Genomic DNA, 19,568 nt, shown 5'->3' with positions numbered 1-19,568 from the left:
TCGCACGAAACCCGTGAACGTCGACCTCTTCGATTTCGACCTGCCGAACGAGCGGATCGCGCTGCGCCCCGCTGCCCCGCGCGACTCCGCCCGCCTGCTCGTGCTCGACGGTGCGGAGACGCGCGACGAAATCGTCCGCGATCTCGCCGCGCAGCTTCGCCCCGGCGACTGCCTGGTGTTCAACGACACCCGCGTGATTCCCGCCCAGCTGGAGGGCATGCGCGGCGAGGCGCGGATCGGCGCGACGCTCCACAAGCGTGAGGGGCCGCGCCGCTGGCGCGCCTTCATCCGCAACGCCAAGCGCCTGCGCGACGGCGACGCCATCGACTTCGGGCCGGGCGCTATCGCCCTTGCCTCGGATCGCGCCGAGGACGGCAGCTTCGCACTCGACTTCCAGGGCGACGAGCCGGTCGAGCTGCTGCTGGAGCGCTGCGGCCGCATGCCGCTGCCGCCCTATATCGCCTCGAAGCGGCCGACCGACGCGCGCGATGCGGACGATTACCAGACGATGTTCGCGGCCGAGCCGGGCGCCGTCGCCGCCCCCACCGCCGCGCTGCACTTCACGCCCGGGCTGATGGCGTCGCTGGAAGCCGCCGGCATGGGCCACACCACGCTGACGCTGCACGTCGGCGCCGGCACGTTCCTGCCGGTCAAGGCCGAGGACACCGCCGACCATAAGATGCACGCCGAATGGGGCCGCATCGCGCCCGAGGTGGCGGACCGCCTCAACGCGGTGCGCGCGGCCGGCAATCGCATCATCGCGGTGGGCACCACCAGCCTGCGCCTGCTCGAAAGCGCGGCGGACGAGCGCCGCGTGATCCAGCCGTTCGAAGGCGATACCGCGATCTTCATCACCCCCGGCTATCGCTTCAACGGCGTTGACGGGCTGATCACCAATTTCCATCTGCCGCGCTCGACGCTGTTCATGCTGGTCTCCGCGCTGATGGGGCTGGATCGCATGCAGGCGGCCTATGCCCATGCGATCGAAACCGGCTATCGCTTCTACAGTTACGGTGACTCCAGCCTGTTGCTGCCCGCCCGCTAAAGGGATTTCGATGCGCCCGTTCCTGCTGTTCGCCGCCTGTACCGCCGCCCTGCCCGCCTTGGCCCAGGATCGCGCGGCGTCCGATTCGATCACGGTCAACGCGCCGGGTGCGCAGCCCCAGGCGACGGTGATCGCCGAGCCGGTCGCGCTGCTGATAGCCGGATTCGATGCGGACGGCGACGCCCGCGTCACCCGCGCCGAGTTCGACGCGGGCCTCAAGCACAGCTTCGACAGCGCCGACAGCGGGCACGCCGGCAGCCTCGGCTATATCGCCTATTCGGACTGGTCGCTGCGCTGGATGGGCGATCGCAACACGCTCCCCAGCCCGTTCGAGATGGACCGCGACGGCGACAACAAGGTGAGCTGGGGCGAATTCCAGGATCGCTTCGCGCTGATCTGGACGCGGTTCGACAAGAACAAGGACGGGGTCATCGAGCGGAGCGAGCTGGTGACGATCCGCCCGCCCGCTTTCAGCCCCCCGGACGGCAAGGGCAAGCGCGGGCGCCGCTGAACCCTTTCGTTGCGATGGGCTAGCATCACATGGGCGACGCCCGCTAGGATCGCCGGACATGTCGGGAAGTCACGCGCACGGCCATCATCATGGCCACTCACACCATCATGGTCATGGCCACGGCCACAGCCATGCGCCTGGCGATTTCGGCCGCGCGTTCGCGATCGGCACCGCGCTCAACATCGCCTTCGTGCTGATCGAGGGTGGTGCGGGGATCTGGACCGGATCGATGGCGCTGCTCGCCGATGCGGGCCACAATCTTTCCGACGTGCTGGGCCTGCTGATCGCCTGGGTCGGCGCGGAGCTGGGCAAGCGCCCCGCGACGCCGCGCTTCACCTATGGCCTGGGTGCCTCTTCGATCCTCGCCGCGCTCGCCAACGCGCTGCTGCTGCTGGTCGCGATCGGCGCGATCCTGCTGGAAACGATCCAGCGCCTGGCCGATCCGCCCGCGGTGGCGCCGATCCCGGTGATGCTGGTGGCGGGCGCGGGCATCGTCGTGAACCTCGGCACCGCGCTGCTCTTCGCGCGCGGCCGCGAGCACGACATCAACATCCGCGGCGCCTATCTGCACATGGCCGCCGATGCCGCCGTCTCCGCTGCGGTGGTGCTGGCCGGCGCGCTGATCTGGTGGACCGGGCTGCGGTGGATCGACCCCGCAATCAGCCTCGTCGTCGTCGTCGTGATCCTTGTCGGCACCTGGGGGCTGCTGCGCGAATCGCTGACCATGGTGCTCCAGGCGGTGCCGGACCGCATCGACCTGGAGGCGGTGGAGCACACGCTGCTCGCCCAGCCGGGGGTCACCCGCGTCCACGATCTTCATGTCTGGCCGATGAGCACCACCGACGCGGCGCTGACCGCGCATCTCGTGATGCCGAACGGTCATCCGGGTGACGCATTTCTGATTCATCTTCAGCATTTGCTCGCGCACGATTTCCGGATCGGGCACAGCACGGTACAGATAGAGTTGGGCAACGGGGCGGAGTGCCGGATGCATGGAACTGGTAGCGGACATGGCTGAAACGGGCGCCATCGCGACCCGGCCGCTGGACCTCGTCATCTTCGATTTCGACGGCACGCTGTCCGACAGCGGCGACTGGTTCGTCTCGGTCGCCAACGACCTTGCCGAGCGCTTCCGCTTCCGCAAGATCGCGCCCGACGAGGTGGAGATGCTCCGGCGCAAGAGCTCGCGCGAGGTGATCGAGTTCCTCGGCATCGCGCGCTGGAAGATGCCGTGGATCGCCCGCTACGTCCGCAAGCTGGTGAGTCGCGAGGCGCACCGGATCGAGCTGTTCCCCGGCACCCCCAATCTGCTGGAGCGGCTGGTCGAAAGCGGCGTCAAGCTGGCGCTGGTCACCTCCAATTCGGAGGAGAATGCCCGCAAGATCCTGGGTCCGCGCCATGCGGCCAAGATCCATTATTACGCCTGCGGATCGTCGCTGTTCGGCAAGGCCCCCAAGTTCCGCCGTGTGCTGCGCAAGATGGGCGTGGAGCCGGACGCCGCACTCGCGATCGGCGACGAGACCCGCGACGTCGACGCCGCGCGCGAAGTCGGCATGCGCGCCGGATCCGTGCTGTGGGGCTATGCCGCCGAAGACCTGCTGACCGGCATGTCCCCCGACGCGCTGTTCCGCACGCCGGAGGATATCCTGTCCTACGTCCGCGAGCACCGGGGCTGAGGCGCGGCGACGCCCTCCAAGCCGTTAACCGCTTGGCAAACCACCCCCGTCATCCCCGCGAAGGCGGGGATCCATTGGTGCTGGTGCCGAGGTTCCTTCCCCCAGCGTTCAGGGCAATGGATTCCCGCTTTCGCGGGAATGACGACCTATTGTGGCCTTCTGCGATTCCCACCTCGGAAAGGGAGGATGGCAAGGGCCTCAAATATCCAGCGCCCAGCCGTCTCGGCCCTTGGGGTCCGGCGGGCTTGCGGGCACATAGCGCACCGCGCCGGCCGCCAGCCGCAGGATCGTCCAGTCGCCGCGCCGGTCGACCGCCTCCAGCGTGCAGCCGCACGCCTCGAAGGCCTCGACTACCTGCGCCCGCTGCGTCTCCAGCAGCCCGGCCAGCACGATCGTTGCGTTCGGCGCCGCGATGGCGGCGAGTTCGGGCGCCATCGAGACCAGCGGCCCGGCGAGAATGTTGGCGATGACGAGATCATAAGGGGCCTGGGCGGTGATCGCGTCCGACAGCGCGCCGTCCGCCACCACCAGATCCACACCCGCGATTTCGTTGGCCGCCGCATTCTCGCGCGTCACGTCCACCGCGGCGGGGTCGATGTCCGTTGCCATCACCTTGGCCTCGGGCCAGAGATGCGCGCCGGCAAAGGCCAGCAGCCCGGTGCCGGTGCCGATATCGATGATGTTGGCGAAGCGCCGATCCGCCATGCCGTCGAGCATCGCGAGGCAGCCCGAGGTGGTCGCATGATGCCCGGTGCCGAACGCCCGCCCGGCATCGATCAGGAACGCGCGTCCGCCCTCCGGCGCTGCCACCGGATGCGCGCTGGTGTGGACGACGAACCGCCCCTCGCGGATCGGCTCCAGCCCTTCCTGGCTCAGCGTCACCCAGTCCTGCGCGGTCAGCGCCTCGACCTGCGGCTCGACCCCCGCAGCGCTCGGCACCAGCGCCTTGAGCACCGCGAGCATCGCTGCATCGGGCTGCTGCTCCAGATAGGCATCGAGCCGCCAATGCTCGACATCGTCCTCCACCGTCTCGGTGGTCATGAGCACCGCGTCGATCTCGATCGTGCCGGCGTCGATCGCCTCGGCCTCGGCGCGCGTGCAGGGCAGGCTGACCTTCCAGCTGTCGATCTCAGCGGACATAGCTGGCTCCATTGGCGTCGAGCACCGCGCCGGTCATCGAGGGCGGCGCATCGAGCGCGCAGAATTTGGCGATGGCGGCAATCTCCTCGGGACTTGCGACCCGGCCGAGCGGGATATCCGCCAGCAGCTTGTCGCCGCCGCGGCTCGCCAGATAGTCTTCGGCCATGCCGGTCATGGTGAAGCCGGGGCAGATCGCGAAGGCGAGGATGCCCTCGCCCGCATAGCCGCGCGCGATCGATTTGGTCATGCCGACCATGCCCGCCTTGGAGGCGGCATAATGCCAGTGCGCCGGGCTGTCGCCGCGATAGGCGGCGCGGCTGGCGACGTTGACGATGCGGCCGCCGGTGCCGCGCTCCTGCCAGTGGCGCACCGCCAGCCGGCAAAGCTCGGCCGAGGCGGTGAGGTTGACGCGCATCGTGCGCTCCCAGCCTTCGACCCAGTCGTCATGAGAGGCAGCGAGCGGATTGGCCTCGAAGATGCCGGCATTGTTGATCAGCACGTCGATCCGGCCGTCCAGCGCGTCGAGCGCCTGCTGCCAGAGCGCCTGCGGGGCGGCGGGATCGGTGAAGTCGGCGGGGATGCCGCTGCGCGTGCCCTGGCCGACCAGCGCGACACGATCATCGGCATCGAGCAGCGCCGCCGTCGCCGCGCCGATACCCCGGCTGCTGCCGGTAAGGAGGATATGAGTGGTCATGGCCTCTGCCCTAGCGCGGGCACGGCGGCGCGTCACCCCGGCAGGCGGGCCTCAATCGTTGAGGACCTCTACGCCCAGCGCGCCGAGATTTACCGTCAGCTGGACGCTCAACGCATGGTCCATCTGCGGCCGTGCGCCGCTCCGCCCGAAACGATATTGGTTGAGATAGCCGATATCGGCGCCCACCGCCTTGCCCAGCGGCACCGCGATGCCGAGCAGGTTGCGCATCCGCTCATAGCCCGCCCGCTGCCCCCAGCGGGTATTGTTGGGCAGCAGGAAGCTTTCATGGCTGGCGAACAGGGCCAGTCGGGGCCGGCCGAGCGGCAGATTGTAGCGCAGCAGCGGGCGAACCCGCACGCCGATGCCGCTGCCGACCGTGCTGAACCGCTCGTCGATCCGGAAGCGCGCGGCAAGGCGTCCCCGGCTGAACACGATCTGCTGGCGAAGGCGATCCTCGTCGGCCGCGAGATTGGCATTGTAATAGCCGACCCGGCGATAGCCGACGCCCAGCTCGACGCCCTTGGCGATCTGCCATCCCAGCAGCCCGCCATATTCGGTCGTGTAGATGCCCCCCTGCCGGTCGCTGGTGCGCGCGATCTGCTCCAGCGTCACCCGCACCTGCTTGGTAACGGGCATCACGACGTTGAGCTGCTCCCACAGCTGCCGGTCTTCCTGCTGCGCACGTGCGGGAACGATACCGGCGAGCAACATAAACGCGGCAAGGGGAAAGCTATGGGACATCCGGGCGCGTTGGCACGGGCGGGACAGGCGAGCAAGCGGGGGACGGCTTTCGTGCGGCGCCCCGTGCGCTAGCGGGGTGCGGCCAGCAGCCCGGCGGCCATCGCTTTGAACGCCGCTACCGCCTTGGGCAGCGTCACCGCCGGTACCTCGCTTGCCGCCACCCAAAGCGCCGCGTTGAGCGCCGCCCCGTTCAGCAGCCGCGCCGCTGCCTCGACGTCCACCGGTTTCAGTCGTCCTTCCGATGCCAGCCGCGCCAGGCTTTGCTGCGTCAGGTCGAGACAGGCATTCTGGCTTGGCCATTGCGACGGATCCCCCAGGAAGGCCGGGCCGTCGAGCAGCACGATGCGCCGGATCTCCGGATCGAGCGCCATCTCGATATAGGCGACGCCCTCGACAATCAGGGCGTCCCAATCGTCCGCGGCGCCGAGCGCCGCTTTTCGCGCACGCACCGCCATATCCTCGTCGATCTGCGACACCACCGCCGCGAGCAGCCCCTTCTTGTCACCGAAGTGATGGTACAGCGCGCCGCGTGTCAGCCCGGCAGCGGCTGTCAGTTCGTCCATCGAAGCCTCGGCAAACCCCTGCGCGGCGAACGCGCGGCGTGCCGCCGCCAGCAATCTGGCGCGGTTCTCCGCCATCGTCTGCGCGCGTTTGGCGGGGGGCATGGCCGTCACTCCTTTTCACATACGCACCGTATTTCGTTTGACATACGCTCCGTATGTCAACTATTCACATACGTGCCGTATATAGGCGGAAACGAACGATCGGAAGCCCGTCGCCGATCGGCACCTCCCAGCAAAGGAATCCTCCCATGCCTCGTGACGCCATTCATATTGAGAGCCGCCATGCGCTGTATGACAAGCACGGCTATTCGCCCGCCATTCGAAGCGGCGAGCTGCTGTTCGTCTCCGGCCAGGTCGGCAGCGGTGTGGACGGCGAGCCAGTGCCGGGCTTCGAAAACCAGGTGCGGCAGGCGTTCCGCAATCTTGAGGCAGTGCTCGCCGCCGCCGGCTGCAGCTTCGACGATGTCGTCGACGTGACGACCTTCCACACCGATCCGGAAACCCAGTTCCCGACGATCATGGCGTGCAAGGCCGATGCCTTCCCCCAAACGCCCTTTCCCAGCTGGACCGCGGTGGGGGTGAACTGGCTCGCCGGCTACGACTTCGAGATCAAGGTCGTCGCCCGCATTCCCACGGCCTGATCCCGCGCGGGGTTCAGGCCGCCACCGCTGTCGAGAAGTCCTCTGCCGCCGCGCGCAGCTGGTTCAGGCGGTCGTCCACTTCGGTCACGTCGTGCTGGAGCGTGTCGATCTCGCTGGTGACGCTCTTGGTGTCCTCGCGGATCGCGCCGATCGTGGCGGACATCGAATCCGCCGCGAGCGCGGTCTCGTCCACGGCGGCGGTGATCGCGGTCACGGTCTGCGCCTGGACCTCCATCGCGGTGCGGATGCGGTTGGCGCTGTCCTGCACCTCGGAAACGGTCTCGCGGATCGAGGCGCTGGTTTCGACCGTCGAGCGCGTGGCGGACTGGATCGCCGCGATCTTGGCGGCAATGTCGTCGGTCGCGCGCGCGGTCTGGCTGGCGAGGCTCTTCACTTCCTGCGCCACCACCGCGAAGCCGCGCCCGGCATCGCCGGCCCGCGCCGCCTCGATCGTCGCGTTGAGCGCCAGCAGGTTGGTCTGCCCGGCGATGTCGCGGATCAGCCCGAGGATCGATTCGATCGACTTGGCGTGGTCGGACAGCATCTCGCTCGTTCCCACCGCCTCGCTCGCCTGCCCCAGAGCGCGCGTCGCGATCCCTGCCGCGGCTTCGACTTCGGTCCGCGCATCCTCGATCGCGCGGATCAGCCCGGCGGCGGTCATCGCCGCCTCACGCATCGCCACCGCCGACTGCTCGGCCGCCGCCGCGACTTCGCTCGCCTTGCCCAGCATGCCGCGCGCGGCGCTGGAGGCGCCTTGCGCCTGCACCCGGATGCGATTGCCGAGCATCGTCGCGCCCTCGATCGATTCGGCGATGCTCGCGCGGAACTGGTCCGATCGCGCGCGGCGTTCGTCGTGTACCGACTCGGCATCGCGCGCGCCGAGATGCGCGGCCATCAGGTCCACCTCTGCCATGGCAAGGCGCTGCACGGCGTCGCTGAGCCGGGCATAGCGGTCCAGATCGCCGTCGACCTTGTGCCGCAGCACGTCGAGCGTCTGGCTGTGCGCATAGGCGAAATGCGAGATCAGCACCGGCAGCGGCACGCCCATGACATAGGTGCGCGCGGCATAGTCGCAGACCATCTGCGCCCATTCCTCGCTGAACGGCTGCTCGAATTTCAGCCGGTCGTAGCGCGCCCCGTCCGCCACATGCGCTTCGGAGTCGATCTCGGCGCGCATCCGGCTGGACATGCGGTTGCGCAACAGATGCTGCTGGCAACGGCGCGAGATCGTCTCGTGCATGTCGTCGATCAGCGCGGCGATCTCCGCGCAGCTGGCAAGCAGCGTGCCGTCCCAGTCATAGTCCTGACGGTGTTCGCCCAGCGAACGCGTCCCGCCGCTCCATTGCCCGGGTTGCCGTACTGCCGTCATGCCCCTCTCCTCAGGCTGCGACTTTGGCGACGAAATCGCCGGCGCTGCCCTTCAGCGTGCCGAGCTGCGCGTCGAGCGCCGCGAAGCCTTGACCCACGCGATCGATTTCGGAAGCGACCGCTTCGGTGTCCGCACGGATCGCGCTGATCGTGGCAGACATCGAGTCGGCTGCCAGCGCGGTCTCGTCCACCGCCGCGGTGATCGCGGTGACGGTCTGCGCCTGCACTTCCATCGCGGTGCGGATGCGGTTGGCGCTTTCCTGCACTTCGGAAACGGTCGCGCGGATCGAGGCGTTGGTCTCCACCGTCGAGCGCGTGGCGGACTGGATCGCGGCGATCTTGGCGGCGATGTCGTCGGTCGCGCGCGCGGTCTGGCTGGCGAGGCTTTTCACCTCCTGCGCCACCACCGCGAAGCCGCGCCCGGCATCGCCCGCCCGCGCCGCCTCGATGGTCGCGTTCAGGGCCAGGAGATTGGTCTGCCCCGCAATGTCGCGGATCAGCCCAAGGATCGATTCGATCGACTTGGCATGGTCGGACAGCATTTCGCTCATCCCCACCGCGTCGGTTGCCTGGCCGCTCGCGCGCGTGGCGATCGCCGCCGCGGCTTCGACTTCGGTCCGCGCATCCTCGATCGCGCGGATCAGCCCGGCGGCGGTCATCGCCGCCTCACGCATCGCCACCGCCGACTGTTCGGCCGCCGCCGCGACTTCGCTGGCCTTGCCGAGCATGCCACGCGCCGAGGCCGAGGTATGCACCGCCTGGCCGCGCAGTTCCTCGCCGCCGCGCGATGCCTGCTCGACGGTCGCACCGATCGAGTCGCGGAACTCGCTGGCCAGCCGGTCGCGCGCCACCTGGGCGCTGTGCTCGCGGTACATGTTGTAGATTTCGACGGTGATGTCGGCTTCCAGCGCGGACAGCCGCATCAGCGTGTCGACCAGCACCGGCAGCCGAGGATCGGCGCCCCCGGTCCTGCGGATCAGCACTTCCAGCGCTGCCCGGTCGCTGGCGCTGATCATCGACAGCAGCGCCATCGGCGGCACGCCCTGATCATAGGCGGCGGCGACCGAACGCTCGATCGATTCGATCCAGATCTTGGTCGTCGTCTCCAGGAAGCGGCTGCGCAGGAACACCACGCCCACATCGATCATCTTTGCCGTGTCGGAGGGCGCCCAGTCGCGCTCCTCGGGGAAGCAGCGCACCCATTGATGCCAATAGGCGGCGGAAACCGCTTCGATTTCCGGCTCCAGCACTTCCCAGCATTCGCGGCTCGACTGCTGCAGCGAGCCTTCGAAGTCGAACACGTGCAGCCGCGCCGCCACGTCGATCCGCGCGCTCATCGTGCCGGCGGCGGCAAGCGCCTGGGTGGAAACCGAATCGCTCACGTACTTTTTTCCCCGGTCGGCGGCCGTGCCTCGGCCCATCCGGACAAGCTATGCCGGTCCAGTGGTTAAGAGCCGGTTAGGAGCCTGTGCGCCACTGCCGCCCCGCATCATCTTGCGTCCACCGCCCGGCTGAACCTAAGGGCAATCCGTCTTGCATCCTCGTCTGGCGGGATTAAGGAAGCCCGCGTCGACCGAAAGGATTTATCGTTGGCCAACGTCCGCAACACGGCACGACCGCTGTCGCCGCATCTCGGCATCTATACCTGGGGACCGCACATGGCGGTCTCGATCCTCCACCGCGCCACCGGCTCCGGCATGGCGACCGTGGGCACCGGGCTGTTCGTCTGGTGGCTGGTCGCGCTCGCCTATGGCCCGGATGCCTATGCGACGTTCCTCGACGTGTTCACGCTGTCGAACGGCAAGCTCAACATCCTCGGCTATATCGTCGGGATCGGGATGAGCCTGTCCTTCTTCCAGCACATGGCCTCGGGCGTGCGCCATCTGTTCCTCGACGCCGGCGCGAATTTCGAGCTGCGCGCGAACAAGCGCAGCGCGCTCACCACCTTCGCGGTCAGCATCCTCGCCACCGCGATCTTCTGGGTCGTGCTTCTGGAGAAGGCGAATGGGTAACGGAACCCAGCTCGGTCGCGTGCGCGGCCTCGGCTCGGCGCATGAAGGCGCGGGCGAATGGTGGAAGCACAAGGTTTCGGCCGGGTCGAACCTGCTGCTGGTGCTGTGGCTGATCGTCTCGATCGCGCTGCTGCCTGCCTATGACTATGCGACGATGGTCGCCTGGATCGGCCAGCCGCTGGTCGCCGTGCCGCTGATCCTCCTGGTGCTCAGCGTCACCTTCCACTTCCGTCACGGCCTCCAGGTCGTGATCGAGGACTATCAGCACGACGAGAGCCGCTTCGTGCTGCTGGTCCTGCTCGAATATTTCACGATCACCGTCCGCGTGCTCGCGATCTTCTCGATCCTGAAGATCGCCTTCACCACCACCGGAGTGGCTGCCTGATGTCCGCCGCCTACAAGATTATCGACCATATCTATGACACCGTCGTCGTCGGCGCAGGGGGCTCGGGCCTCCGCGCGGTGATGGAAGTGGCGCAGTCGGGCCTCAAGACCGCCTGCATCACCAAGGTGTTCCCGACGCGCAGCCACACGGTCGCGGCGCAGGGCGGCATCGCCGCCAGCCTCGGCAACATGGGTCCGGACCACTGGACCTGGCACATGTACGACACCGTCAAGGGCTCCGACTGGCTCGGCGACCAGGACGCGATCGAGTATCTGACCCGCGAGGCGCCGGCCGCGGTGTACGAGCTCGAACATGCCGGCATGCCGTTCAGCCGCACCGACGAGGGCAAGATCTACCAGCGCCCGTTCGGCGGCATGATGCAGAACATGGGCGAAGGCCCGCCCGCGCAGCGCACCTGCGCCGCGGCGGATCGTACCGGCCACGCGATGCTGCACACGCTGTACCAGCAGAGCCTGAAGTACGACGCGGACTTCTTCATCGAATATTTCGCGCTCGACCTGATCATGGAAAATGGCGAGTGCCGCGGCGTGATCGCGCTGTGCATGGAAGACGGCTCGATCCACCGCTTCCGCAGCCATGCGGTGGTGCTGGCGACGGGCGGCTATGGCCGCGTCTACCAGTCGGCCACCTCGGCGCACACCTGCACCGGCGACGGCAACGCGATGGTGCTCCGCGCCGGCCTGCCGCTGCAGGACATGGAGTTCGTCCAGTTCCACCCGACCGGCATCTACGGCGCGGGCGTGCTGATCACCGAGGGTGCGCGCGGCGAAGGCGGCTATCTCACCAACTCCGAGGGTGAGCGCTTCATGGAGCGCTACGCCCCCTCGGCCAAGGATCTCGCCAGCCGCGACGTCGTGTCGCGCTCGATGGCGATGGAGATCCGCGAGGGCCGCGGCGTGGGCAAGGAGAAGGACCATATCTTCCTTCACCTCAACCATATCGACCCGAAGATCCTGGCCGAGCGCCTGCCCGGCATCACCGAGACCGGCAAGGTCTTCGCCGGCGTCGACCTCACCCGCCAGCCGCTGCCGGTGGTGCCGACCGTCCACTATAATATGGGCGGCATCCCGACCAACTATCACGGCGAAGTCGTCCATCTGAAGGACGGCAACCCGGATGCGGTGGTCCCCGGCCTGTTCGCGGTCGGCGAAGCGGCCTGCGTCTCGGTGCACGGTGCCAACCGCCTCGGCTCCAACTCGCTGATCGACCTCGTGGTGTTCGGCCGCGCGACCGGCAAGCGGATCGTCGACATCCTCAAGCCGAACACCCCGCACCACCCGCTGCCGAAGGATTCGGAAGCGCTGGCGCTGGGTCGCCTCGACCATTTCCGCAACGCCAATGGCGGCACCCGCACCGCGCAGCTGCGCGCCGACATGCAGAAGACGATGCAGCGCCACTGCGCCGTGTTCCGCACCGAGGAGCTGATGGCCGAGGGCGTGACGCACATGGAGCAGGTCTACAAGGGCCTGGAGGATGTGCATGTCAGCGATCGCTCGCTCATCTGGAACACCGATCTCGTCGAGACGCTGGAGCTGGACAACCTGCTCGGCCAGGCGATGGTGACGATCCGCAGCGCGATCAATCGCAAGGAAAGCCGCGGCGCGCACATGCACGAGGACTTCCCCGAGCGCGACGACGCCGGCTGGATGAAGCACACCATCGCGACGTTCGACGGCTGGGGCGGCAAGGGCGGCAAGACCGACATCGATTACCGCCCGGTCCACGACTACACGCTCACCGACGCGATCGACTATATCAAGCCGAAGAAGCGGGTGTACTGATCCGGTTTGCGGATGGGTTAGAGGAGGCCGGGGCGGCGACGCTCCGGCCTTTTCGTTTGGTTGGGGTCGTTTGAACCCCACACCGTCACCCTTCCGGCGCTACGCGCCTCCGCCGCCGAAGGCAGTGAGGAGGGTGAGGGTGCGTGGTGGCAGCTAGCTACCGAAGCACCCCGAACCGCGCACTCGCCAGATGATGCGCATGGCAGATCGCCACCGCCAGCGCGTCGGCGGCATCGGCGCCGACGATCTTCACCCCCGGCAGCAGCCGCGAGACCATCGCATGGACTTGCGCCTTGTCGGCATTGCCGACGCCGACGACGGATTTCTTGACCGTACTCGGCTTGTACTCGCCGACATCGATCCCCACCCGCGCCGCGGCGCACAGCACCACCCCGCGCGCCTGGCCGAGCTTGAGCGTCGACTGCGCGTTGGAATTGACGAACACTTCCTCGACCGCAGCCGCCTCGGGCGCATGATCGGCGATCAGCGCGGCGAGCATCGCATCGAGATGGGCGAGCCGGCGCGGCAGCGTGGCCTTGGTGTCGGTGACGAGCTTGCCGTGGCCGGCATGGCTGAGCCGGTTGCCCTCGGCACGGATCAGCCCCCAGCCGGTGGTGCCCAGGCCGGGATCAAGGCCCAGGATGATCACGCGCTTAGCCCCTCCCCTTCAGGGGAGGGGTTGGGGTGGGGCATGACAGACCAGCGATCTGGACGGTTTTTGAGAGCGTCGACGATCGCCGCGAGCACGCCATCCATATTGTCGAACACGTCATGGTTGGAGAAATGCAGGGCAAGAAATCCTTGGCTGAGAAGGTACGCGTCGCGGCGTTCGTCATAAACCGGATCATGCGTGTCGCCGTCGACTTCGATCACCAGCCCTTTCGCGGGACAGAAGAAATCGCAGATGTACGGGAAGATCACCTGCTGGCGACGAAATTTATGCCCAAGCTGGGTGTTGGAGAGATGCCGCCAGAGCCGCTTCTCCAGCTCGGTAGGATTACGCCGCATTTCGCGCGCTCTGGCGTATAGTTCGTCCTCGGTGACCATCCCTGCCCTCCCCTTGGAAAACAGGATGCACCACCGGCGGGGCGCTTGGCTACTCGGTCAGCCCCCACCCCAACCCCTCCCCTGAAGGGGAGGGGCTTAGGTTGAAGATCAGCCCAGCTTCTCCATCACGTCGTCGGGGATCTCGTAATTCCCCCATACCGTCTGCACATCGTCGTCGTCATCCAGCGCGTCGAGCAGCTTGAACAAAGTCGCCGCGTCGTCCGCGCCCACCGTCACCATGGTCTGCGGACGCCAGGCGAGCTTCGCGCCTTCGGACTCGCCCAGCACCGGCTCCAGCGCCTTGGCGACTTCGTGCAGGTCCCCTTGCGCGGTCCAGATCTCGTGGCCGTCCTCGCTGCTGGTCACGTCCTCGGCACCCGCTTCCAGCGCCGCCTCGAACACCTTCTCGGCATCGCCGGCGCTCGCCGGATAGGAGATCAGGCCCAGGCGATCGAAGCCATGGCTCACCGAACCCGCCGTGCCGAGGTTGCCGCCGTTCTTCGACACCGCGGTGCGCACGTTGGTGGCGGTACGGTTGCGGTTGTCGGTCAGCGCCTCGATGATCAGCGACACGCCCGCCGGGCCGAAGCCCTCGTAGCGGATCTCTTCGTAGTTATCGCCTTCGCCCTTGCTCGCCTTGTCGATCGCGCGCTGGATATTGTCCTTGGGCATCGACTGCGCCTTGGCGGCGTTGATCGCGGCGCGCAGGCGCGGGTTCATGTCCGGGTCCGGCAGACCCATCTTCGCCGCCACGGTGATTTCGCGGCTGAGCTTGGAGAACATCGCCGAGCGCTTCTTATCCTGCGCGCCCTTGCGGTGCATGATGTTCTTGAATTTGGAATGGCCTGCCATGGTGAACCCGAACTGCCTGCGGTCTGGAGGAAGGTGGAAGGCGCTCGCCTTAGCGCGGAAGGCCGGCGAGCGCCATCGCGGCGGACTTAGATGCCCAGCGCCTGCTTGTAGGTCTCGAGCAGCATCTCGGCCTCTTCGCGGTGATGCTTTTCCATCTTCCGCAGGCGGACAATGGTGCGCATCGTCTTGACGTCGAAGCCGGTCGACTTGGCTTCGGCATAGACGTCCTTGATGTCGTCGGCGATGCCCTTCTTCTCCTCTTCGAGACGCTCGACACGCTCGATCAGGAGGCGGAGCTGCTCGGCGGAAATATTGTCGGACATGGGTGTTCTGGCTCCTGAAACGTGACGCGGACGGCACGGGCGCCGCGAATCACGTGTCGGGTCGCCCAGCCGTTCCGGAAGGAAGAGATGAAAACGCGCGCTTAAAGAAGCGCGCGCTCCCGCTCAAGCCCCGCGAAGCGTCAGCGGCCCGGCTCGGTCATCGCCGGCGGATCGCTGGCCGGGAACGATTCGTCCAGCGCCTCGTCGAGCGCCTCGTCGCGGCCCTCGTTCTTCTTCAGGCTCTCTTCCATGCGCGCCAGCTGCTCCGGCGTGGCCTCGCCCTGGTACTTCGCCTTCCATTCGGCCTGATCCATGCCGTACACGATTCGGCGCGCGTCGGCCTTGGCGATGTTCGGGTCCGCCTCGTGAATCCAGTCGCCCAGGCAGTTCCGGCAGAAGCCGGAAAGCGCCATCAGATCAATGTTCTGCGCATCATGCCGGTGCCGCAGATGGCGCACCAGCCGGCGGAACGCTTTGGCCGCTGTTGCGTCGTCCAGTCGATCTAGTTCATCCATTCGGCACCTCCGCAGTTGATGTTAACGCATATGTGGCTAGAGGCGGGCACGCACAAGCCGAGGAAGACAACGATGACACAGGCGATCTCCCCCCGCTCGCGCAAGGTGCGCGTCCTGGCAACTTTGGGACCGGCCAGCGCGTCCCCCGAAATGATCGAGAAGCTGTTCCGCGCCGGCGCCGATGCGTTCCGCATCAATATGAGCCATGGCGACCAGGCCTCGAAGATCCCGCTGTTCGAGGCGATCCGCGGCATGGAGGCGACCACCGGCCGCCCGACCACGATCCTCGCCGATCTTCAGGGGCCGAAGCTCCGCGTCGGCAAGTTCGCCGAGGGCAAGGTGATGCTGGTCACCGGCCATCAGTTCACGCTGGACCGCGATCCCACCCCGGGCGACGCCACCCGCGTCGAGCTGCCGCACCGCGAAATCTTCGAAGCCGCCCATCCCGATGCCCGCCTGCTGCTCGACGACGGCAAGCTGGTGCTGCGCGTGACCGCCGTGGCACCCGACCGGCTCACCACGATCGTGGAAGTCGGCGGCGCGCTGTCGAACAACAAGGGCCTGAACGTACCGGACATGGTGCTGCCGCTGGCAGCGTTGACCGAGAAGGACCGCAGCGACCTCAGCTTCGCAGTGGAACAGGGTGCCGACTGGATCGCGCTCAGCTTCGTCCAGCGCCCCGAGGATCTGATGGAGGCCCGCCGCCTGATCGGCGGCAAGGCGGCGCTGCTCGCCAAGATCGAGAAGCCCTCGGCCATCGCGCGCCTGGAGGAAATCCTCGAACAGTGCGACGGCGTGATGGTCGCCCGCGGCGATCTCGGCGTCGAGCTGCCGCCGCAGACCGTGCCGCCGTTGCAGAAGCGGATCGTCGAATCGGCGCGCCGTCTGGGTCGCCCGGTGATCGTCGCGACGCAGATGCTCGAATCGATGATCGAGAGCCCCTCGCCCACCCGCGCCGAAGTGTCGGACGTGGCGACCGCGGTGTATGACGGTGCCGACGCGATCATGCTCTCGGCCGAAAGCGCCGCGGGCAAGTGGCCGGTCGAGTCGGTGTCGATGATGAACTCGATCGCCGATGCGGTGGAGCGCGATCCGGCGCATGGCGACCGCGTCCACTTCACCGTCACCAAGCCGGACCCGACGACCGCCGACGCGCTGGCGGAGGCGGCGAAGAACATCGCGGCGACGGTTTCGGCCTCGGCAATCATCTGCTTCACCAGCTCGGGCTCGACCGCGCGCCGCATCGCGCGCGAACGGCCGCTGGTGCCGATCCTGGTGCTGACTCCGGAGCGCGACACCGCGCGGCGGCTGGGCCTGCTCTGGGGCACCCATGCGGTGCAGACGCGCGACGTCGAATCGTTCGAGGAGATGGTCGCCAAGGCCAAGCGCATGGCGCTGCGCCACGGCCTCGCCAAGGCGGGCGACCGGGTGATCGTCTGCGCCGGCGTGCCGTTCAAGACGCCGGGCTCGACCAACGTCCTGCACGTGGTGACGCTGCTCGGCGACGAGCTGGCCAACTATACGGGCCCGGAAGGGAACTGAGGCCTTTGCTCCCTCTCCCCACCGGGGAGAGGGAGGGCCCACCGCCGCAGGCGGTGGGAGGGAGAGGGGCAGCACTATCGCATAGGGCCAAAATACCTCGTCATCCCCGCGAAGGCGGGGATCCATTGGCGCTGATGCCGAGGTTCTTTCCCCCCGCGCACAGGCCAATGGATTCCCGCCTTCTCGGGAATGACGATGGTTCCTTTGAGATGCCGCCGGCCCTTGGCTCCCTATGCGATCGCCCTGCGTCAAGGGGGAGGATCGACGGATTGATACACCTCCCTACCCGCGCCCCATGCGCATCGCCGCACCGGCGACGAAGGGGCAGCCCGCCACCAGCACCAGGCTGATCGCCGCAAGCAGCTTGATCGCGCCGGGCGCGCCGCCGGTGGCGCCCGCGCCGAAGATCAGCAGCGGCACCGCGAAGGGCAGCATCACCAGCCCCGCCAGCGCGCCCGCACCGCGCAATCCCGCCACCAGCGCCGCCGTGGCCACGCCCAGCGCCGCCAGTCCCGGCGTACCGATGGCCAGCCCGAGCAGGATCGTGCCCAGCGCCGAGCCCGGCACGTGCAGCAACGCGGCCGCGACACAGGTCGCCGCCAGCAGCGCGGGCCCGAAGCCCAGCCAGTGCCCCAGCATCTTCGCCGCGGCGATCCCCGCGTCCGAAAAGCCGCGCACCACCAGCTGGTCGAGCACGCCGCTCTCGGCATCGGGCGTCACCAGCCGCTCCACCGGCAGCAGCGCGGCGAGCAGCGCCGCCGCCCAGATCACCCCGCCGCCGATCCGCGCGAGCAGCCGTCCGCCGGGGCCCACCGCGAAGGGGAACAGGATCGCGACGAGCAGGAAGAAGGCGATCGGCAGCACCAGCCCGCCGCTGCTCCACGCCCGCCGCAGCTCGCGCCACACCAGCGCGATCACAACGCGATCTCCCGCGCATCCGGCAGCGCGATCGGCTGGTGCGTCGCCACCAGCACGATGCCGCCGCCGGCGCGGTGCGCGGCGATCCGCGCTTCCAGCATGGCGACCGAAGCGGTATCGAGGCCGTTGCCGGGCTCGTCGAGCAGCCAGACCGGCGCGCCGCTCGCCAACACGCGCGCAAAGGCCGCGCGCCGCCGCTGGCCGGTCGAGAGCAGCCGCACCGGCACATCGGCAATGTCCGCCAGCCCCACTGCGTCCAGCGCATCGGCGACCGCGTCCCCGCGCCCGTCGAGCCCGGCCCAGAAGCCGAGCGCGCCCGCCAGCGTCCGCTCCGCATCCAGCGCGGCGGTTTCGCTGAGCAGCGCGCGTGCGCCCTCGCCCGTCACCCGGCCGCCCAGCGGCGCGAGCAGACCGGCGGCGATGCGGATCAGGCTCGACTTGCCGACGCCGTTCGGGCCCAGCACCAGCCCGGCGTCCCCGGGCGCGAGCGTAAAGCAGAGCGCCTCGAACAGGATTCGCCCGCCGCGCAGGCACGTCACGGCGTCAAAGGCGAGGCCGGGGTTCAATCGGCAGCGTCTTCCAGCGCGTGCATGTCGTCGTCGGACAGGCCGAAGTGATGGCCCACCTCATGGACCACGACATGGTGGACCAGCCGTTCGAGCGATTCCCCGGTCTCTACCCACTCGTCGAGGATGGCACGGCGATAGAGGTGGATACGGTCGGGCAGCCCGCCCGAATCGAACGCCGATTTCTCGCCGATCGGCCGGCCATGATAGAGGCCGCTGAGCGCAAAGGGATCGTCGATGCCGAGCGCGTCGAGCGTCTCTTCGTCGGCGAACTCCTCGACCAGCAGCACCACATCGGCGAGATGCGTCTGGAAGGGTTCGGGGATGCGGGCCAGCGCGGCGCGGGCGAGCCGTTCGATCAGGGCCGCATCGGGGGCGAAGGTTGGCGCTTGCTCCGGCATGGCCGAATGCATAGGCGGAGCGGCAGAGAAGCTGCAAGGAGGGGAATGCAATGGTAGCGCGTTTGACCGACGGCCTGCGCGAGGAATCGCTCGCGGCCCTGCCGGCCTGGGATTACGAGCCGGGGCGCGACGCGATTACCCGCCGTTTCCTCTTCGCCGATTTCACCGAAGCGTTCGGCTTCATGACTCGCGTCGCGCTGATCGCCGAGAAGGCGGACCATCATCCCGAATGGTCCAATGTGTGGAACCGGGTCGACATCCTGCTGACCACGCATGATGCGGGCGGGCTGTCGACAAGGGACCTGCAACTGGCCGCGGCGATCGACGCGCTGGTGGCGGGGTAGGTTTCGATCCTCCCCCGGAGGGGGAGGGGGACAACCGCCGAAGGCGGTGGTGGAGGGGGTGTCCCCGCTGGTGACGGGAACCGCCCTCACCGGCCGGGACACCCCTCCGTCATGCCTTCGGCATGCCACCGCCCCTTTCAGGGGAGGTTTTGGACTAGCTCACGCCCCATCCGGCCGCTCGTACAGATACCAGCGATGCTCGCCGGTCACCGTATCGGGATAGGGCCGCCCCGCCGCATCCCTGCTCGGCACATAGCGGAAGCGCTTGCGGATCAGCTTGCAGGTCGTCTCGTCGAGGTCGCGATTGCCGCTCGACCGCGTCACCGTGCAGCTCGACACGCGACCGTTCACGCCCACCACGAAGCGCAGCCCCACCGTGCCGCTGGCCCCGGCGTCGAGCGCGGCCCGCGGATAATCGGCATCGCTGATCCCGCCGCCGATCCAGCGGAGCGGCACCCCGCCCCCACCGCCCGGGCCATTGC

25 protein-coding genes are annotated in these 19,568 nt (G+C 68.0%); 10 read left to right on the top strand and 15 right to left on the bottom strand.

Annotated features, from left to right (window positions below; all coding sequences use genetic code 11):
- Window positions 1–13: 13 nt before the first annotated feature.
- The 4 genes from queA to S2M10_RS16535 are packed head-to-tail and all read left to right on the top strand — an operon-like array spanning window position 14 to window position 3,232.
- Window positions 14–1,045 carry a tRNA preQ1(34) S-adenosylmethionine ribosyltransferase-isomerase QueA gene (gene queA, locus S2M10_RS16550; protein ID WP_168847042.1) on the top strand — a complete coding sequence of 344 codons (1,032 nt, stop codon included), beginning with the start codon at window positions 14–16 and terminating at the stop codon, window positions 1,043–1,045.
- Window positions 1,046–1,055: 10 nt separating this feature from the next.
- Window positions 1,056–1,556, top strand: coding sequence for an EF-hand domain-containing protein (locus S2M10_RS16545; RefSeq protein WP_168847041.1), 501 nt, complete (start codon window positions 1,056–1,058; stop codon window positions 1,554–1,556).
- Between the two features lie 58 nt (window positions 1,557–1,614).
- Window positions 1,615–2,574: a cation diffusion facilitator family transporter gene (locus S2M10_RS16540; protein WP_168847040.1), complete on the top strand. Its 960-nt coding sequence runs from the start codon at window positions 1,615–1,617 to the stop codon at window positions 2,572–2,574.
- Entirely contained in the window at window positions 2,549–3,232 is a 684-nt protein-coding gene (locus S2M10_RS16535) for an HAD hydrolase-like protein (protein ID WP_168847039.1), read from the top strand. Before S2M10_RS16540 ends, S2M10_RS16535 begins: the two co-directional genes overlap by 26 nt.
- A gap of 198 nt (window positions 3,233–3,430) precedes the next feature.
- Here S2M10_RS16535 and S2M10_RS16530 read toward each other — a convergent pair whose 3' ends face one another.
- The 4 genes from S2M10_RS16530 to S2M10_RS16515 all read right to left on the bottom strand — a co-directional run bounded on the left by S2M10_RS16530 (window position 3,431) and on the right by S2M10_RS16515 (window position 6,472).
- Window positions 3,431–4,372: a 50S ribosomal protein L11 methyltransferase gene (locus tag S2M10_RS16530; RefSeq protein ID WP_168847038.1), complete on the bottom strand. Its 942-nt coding sequence runs from the start codon at window positions 4,370–4,372 to the stop codon at window positions 3,431–3,433.
- Window positions 4,362–5,066 (bottom strand): SDR family oxidoreductase, encoded by a 705-nt coding sequence (locus S2M10_RS16525; RefSeq protein WP_168847037.1) that lies wholly within the window; start codon window positions 5,064–5,066, stop codon window positions 4,362–4,364. The genes S2M10_RS16530 and S2M10_RS16525 overlap by 11 nt, the downstream gene beginning before the upstream one ends.
- A 51-nt stretch (window positions 5,067–5,117) precedes the next feature.
- Complete coding sequence (locus S2M10_RS16520; protein WP_247650866.1) at window positions 5,118–5,777, bottom strand: DUF2490 domain-containing protein; 660 nt, start codon at window positions 5,775–5,777, stop codon at window positions 5,118–5,120.
- 98 nt (window positions 5,778–5,875) lie between these two features.
- Window positions 5,876–6,472, bottom strand: coding sequence for a TetR/AcrR family transcriptional regulator (locus S2M10_RS16515; RefSeq protein WP_247650865.1), 597 nt, complete (start codon window positions 6,470–6,472; stop codon window positions 5,876–5,878).
- Window positions 6,473–6,618: 146 nt separating this feature from the next.
- Between S2M10_RS16515 and S2M10_RS16510 the strand changes: the two genes are divergently transcribed.
- A complete protein-coding gene (locus S2M10_RS16510) occupies window positions 6,619–7,011 on the top strand; it encodes a RidA family protein (RefSeq protein ID WP_168847035.1) in 393 nt (130 codons plus the stop codon).
- A gap of 13 nt (window positions 7,012–7,024) precedes the next feature.
- On the opposite strand, the gene S2M10_RS16505 is transcribed toward S2M10_RS16510, so the two are convergent.
- Complete coding sequence (locus S2M10_RS16505) at window positions 7,025–8,380, bottom strand: methyl-accepting chemotaxis protein (RefSeq protein ID WP_168847034.1); 1,356 nt, start codon at window positions 8,378–8,380, stop codon at window positions 7,025–7,027.
- A gap of 10 nt (window positions 8,381–8,390) precedes the next feature.
- A complete protein-coding gene (locus S2M10_RS23005; protein ID WP_168847106.1) occupies window positions 8,391–9,716 on the bottom strand; it encodes a methyl-accepting chemotaxis protein in 1,326 nt (441 codons plus the stop codon).
- A 252-nt stretch (window positions 9,717–9,968) separates the two neighbouring features.
- Here S2M10_RS23005 and sdhC point away from each other — a divergent pair, with 252 nt between their 5' ends.
- From sdhC to sdhA, 3 genes are read left to right on the top strand one after another with little or no spacing between them, the layout of a single operon-like run.
- Window positions 9,969–10,391: a succinate dehydrogenase, cytochrome b556 subunit gene (sdhC, locus tag S2M10_RS16495; protein ID WP_168847033.1), complete on the top strand. Its 423-nt coding sequence runs from the start codon at window positions 9,969–9,971 to the stop codon at window positions 10,389–10,391.
- Window positions 10,384–10,776, top strand: coding sequence for a succinate dehydrogenase, hydrophobic membrane anchor protein (sdhD, locus tag S2M10_RS16490; protein ID WP_168847032.1), 393 nt, complete (start codon window positions 10,384–10,386; stop codon window positions 10,774–10,776). Before sdhC ends, sdhD begins: the two co-directional genes overlap by 8 nt.
- The gene (gene sdhA / locus S2M10_RS16485; protein WP_168847031.1) at window positions 10,776–12,578 is read left to right on the top strand and encodes a succinate dehydrogenase flavoprotein subunit; all 1,803 of its coding nucleotides are present in this window, start codon (window positions 10,776–10,778) and stop codon (window positions 12,576–12,578) included. The genes sdhD and sdhA overlap by 1 nt, the downstream gene beginning before the upstream one ends.
- A gap of 157 nt (window positions 12,579–12,735) precedes the next feature.
- Here the strand turns inward: sdhA and ruvC are convergent, their stop codons facing one another.
- The 5 genes from ruvC to S2M10_RS16460 all read right to left on the bottom strand — a co-directional run bounded on the left by ruvC (window position 12,736) and on the right by S2M10_RS16460 (window position 15,315).
- Entirely contained in the window at window positions 12,736–13,227 is a 492-nt protein-coding gene (gene ruvC / locus S2M10_RS16480; RefSeq protein WP_168847030.1) for a crossover junction endodeoxyribonuclease RuvC, read from the bottom strand.
- Entirely contained in the window at window positions 13,224–13,625 is a 402-nt protein-coding gene (locus S2M10_RS16475) for a DUF559 domain-containing protein (RefSeq protein WP_168847029.1), read from the bottom strand. Before S2M10_RS16475 ends, ruvC begins: the two co-directional genes overlap by 4 nt.
- Before the next feature lie 108 nt (window positions 13,626–13,733).
- On the bottom strand, window positions 13,734–14,477 hold the full coding sequence (locus S2M10_RS16470) for a YebC/PmpR family DNA-binding transcriptional regulator (protein ID WP_010543234.1): 744 nt from the start codon (window positions 14,475–14,477) through the stop codon (window positions 13,734–13,736).
- 86 nt (window positions 14,478–14,563) lie between these two features.
- Window positions 14,564–14,800, bottom strand: a complete 237-nt coding sequence (locus S2M10_RS16465) for a DUF2312 domain-containing protein (RefSeq protein WP_010543233.1) — start codon at window positions 14,798–14,800, stop codon at window positions 14,564–14,566.
- 140 nt (window positions 14,801–14,940) lie between these two features.
- Complete coding sequence (locus tag S2M10_RS16460) at window positions 14,941–15,315, bottom strand: DUF1244 domain-containing protein (RefSeq protein WP_168847028.1); 375 nt, start codon at window positions 15,313–15,315, stop codon at window positions 14,941–14,943.
- Between the two features lie 72 nt (window positions 15,316–15,387).
- Between S2M10_RS16460 and pyk the strand changes: the two genes are divergently transcribed.
- Window positions 15,388–16,857 carry a pyruvate kinase gene (gene pyk, locus S2M10_RS16455; protein WP_168847027.1) on the top strand — a complete coding sequence of 490 codons (1,470 nt, stop codon included), beginning with the start codon at window positions 15,388–15,390 and terminating at the stop codon, window positions 16,855–16,857.
- 282 nt (window positions 16,858–17,139) lie between these two features.
- On the opposite strand, the gene S2M10_RS16450 is transcribed toward pyk, so the two are convergent.
- The 3 genes from S2M10_RS16450 to S2M10_RS16440 are packed head-to-tail and all read right to left on the bottom strand — an operon-like array spanning window position 17,140 to window position 18,742.
- Window positions 17,140–17,775 (bottom strand): heme exporter protein CcmB, encoded by a 636-nt coding sequence (locus S2M10_RS16450; protein ID WP_168847026.1) that lies wholly within the window; start codon window positions 17,773–17,775, stop codon window positions 17,140–17,142.
- Window positions 17,772–18,341, bottom strand: a complete 570-nt coding sequence (gene ccmA / locus S2M10_RS16445) for a heme ABC exporter ATP-binding protein CcmA (RefSeq protein ID WP_168847025.1) — start codon at window positions 18,339–18,341, stop codon at window positions 17,772–17,774. Before ccmA ends, S2M10_RS16450 begins: the two co-directional genes overlap by 4 nt.
- Entirely contained in the window at window positions 18,338–18,742 is a 405-nt protein-coding gene (locus S2M10_RS16440) for a metallopeptidase family protein (protein WP_211091097.1), read from the bottom strand. The genes ccmA and S2M10_RS16440 overlap by 4 nt, the downstream gene beginning before the upstream one ends.
- A 50-nt stretch (window positions 18,743–18,792) precedes the next feature.
- Here S2M10_RS16440 and S2M10_RS16435 point away from each other — a divergent pair, with 50 nt between their 5' ends.
- The gene (locus tag S2M10_RS16435; RefSeq protein WP_168847023.1) at window positions 18,793–19,086 is read left to right on the top strand and encodes a 4a-hydroxytetrahydrobiopterin dehydratase; all 294 of its coding nucleotides are present in this window, start codon (window positions 18,793–18,795) and stop codon (window positions 19,084–19,086) included.
- A gap of 159 nt (window positions 19,087–19,245) precedes the next feature.
- On the opposite strand, the gene S2M10_RS16430 is transcribed toward S2M10_RS16435, so the two are convergent.
- Window positions 19,246–19,568: energy transducer TonB (locus S2M10_RS16430; RefSeq protein ID WP_168847022.1), on the bottom strand; the 323-nt coding region annotated here is incomplete at its 5' end.

It is taken from the genome of Sphingomonas sp. S2M10, from assembly GCF_012650175.1.
GTDB lineage: Bacteria > Pseudomonadota > Alphaproteobacteria > Sphingomonadales > Sphingomonadaceae > Sphingomonas.
This window is presented reverse-complemented; position numbering and strand designations above follow the sequence as displayed.

Coding starts and splice junctions, on each gene's coding strand:
- S2M10_RS16545 (WP_168847041.1), top strand. CDS start 1,056: ATGCGCCCGTTCCTGCTGTTCGCCGCCTGTACCGCCGCCCTGCCCGCC.
- S2M10_RS16540 (WP_168847040.1), top strand. CDS start 1,615: ATGTCGGGAAGTCACGCGCACGGCCATCATCATGGCCACTCACACCAT.
- S2M10_RS16535 (WP_168847039.1), top strand. CDS start 2,549: ATGGAACTGGTAGCGGACATGGCTGAAACGGGCGCCATCGCGACCCGG.
- S2M10_RS16530 (WP_168847038.1), bottom strand. CDS start 4,372: ATGTCCGCTGAGATCGACAGCTGGAAGGTCAGCCTGCCCTGCACGCGC.
- S2M10_RS16525 (WP_168847037.1), bottom strand. CDS start 5,066: ATGACCACTCATATCCTCCTTACCGGCAGCAGCCGGGGTATCGGCGCG.
- S2M10_RS16520 (WP_247650866.1), bottom strand. CDS start 5,777: ATGTTGCTCGCCGGTATCGTTCCCGCACGTGCGCAGCAGGAAGACCGG.
- S2M10_RS16515 (WP_247650865.1), bottom strand. CDS start 6,472: ATGCCCCCCGCCAAACGCGCGCAGACGATGGCGGAGAACCGCGCCAGA.
- S2M10_RS16510 (WP_168847035.1), top strand. CDS start 6,619: ATGCCTCGTGACGCCATTCATATTGAGAGCCGCCATGCGCTGTATGAC.
- S2M10_RS16505 (WP_168847034.1), bottom strand. CDS start 8,380: ATGACGGCAGTACGGCAACCCGGGCAATGGAGCGGCGGGACGCGTTCG.
- S2M10_RS23005 (WP_168847106.1), bottom strand. CDS start 9,716: ATGAGCGCGCGGATCGACGTGGCGGCGCGGCTGCACGTGTTCGACTTC.
- sdhD (WP_168847032.1), top strand. CDS start 10,384: ATGGGTAACGGAACCCAGCTCGGTCGCGTGCGCGGCCTCGGCTCGGCG.
- sdhA (WP_168847031.1), top strand. CDS start 10,776: ATGTCCGCCGCCTACAAGATTATCGACCATATCTATGACACCGTCGTC.
- S2M10_RS16475 (WP_168847029.1), bottom strand. CDS start 13,625: ATGGTCACCGAGGACGAACTATACGCCAGAGCGCGCGAAATGCGGCGT.
- S2M10_RS16470 (WP_010543234.1), bottom strand. CDS start 14,477: ATGGCAGGCCATTCCAAATTCAAGAACATCATGCACCGCAAGGGCGCG.
- S2M10_RS16465 (WP_010543233.1), bottom strand. CDS start 14,800: ATGTCCGACAATATTTCCGCCGAGCAGCTCCGCCTCCTGATCGAGCGT.
- S2M10_RS16460 (WP_168847028.1), bottom strand. CDS start 15,315: ATGGATGAACTAGATCGACTGGACGACGCAACAGCGGCCAAAGCGTTC.
- pyk (WP_168847027.1), top strand. CDS start 15,388: ATGACACAGGCGATCTCCCCCCGCTCGCGCAAGGTGCGCGTCCTGGCA.
- S2M10_RS16440 (WP_211091097.1), bottom strand. CDS start 18,742: ATGCCGGAGCAAGCGCCAACCTTCGCCCCCGATGCGGCCCTGATCGAA.
- S2M10_RS16435 (WP_168847023.1), top strand. CDS start 18,793: ATGGTAGCGCGTTTGACCGACGGCCTGCGCGAGGAATCGCTCGCGGCC.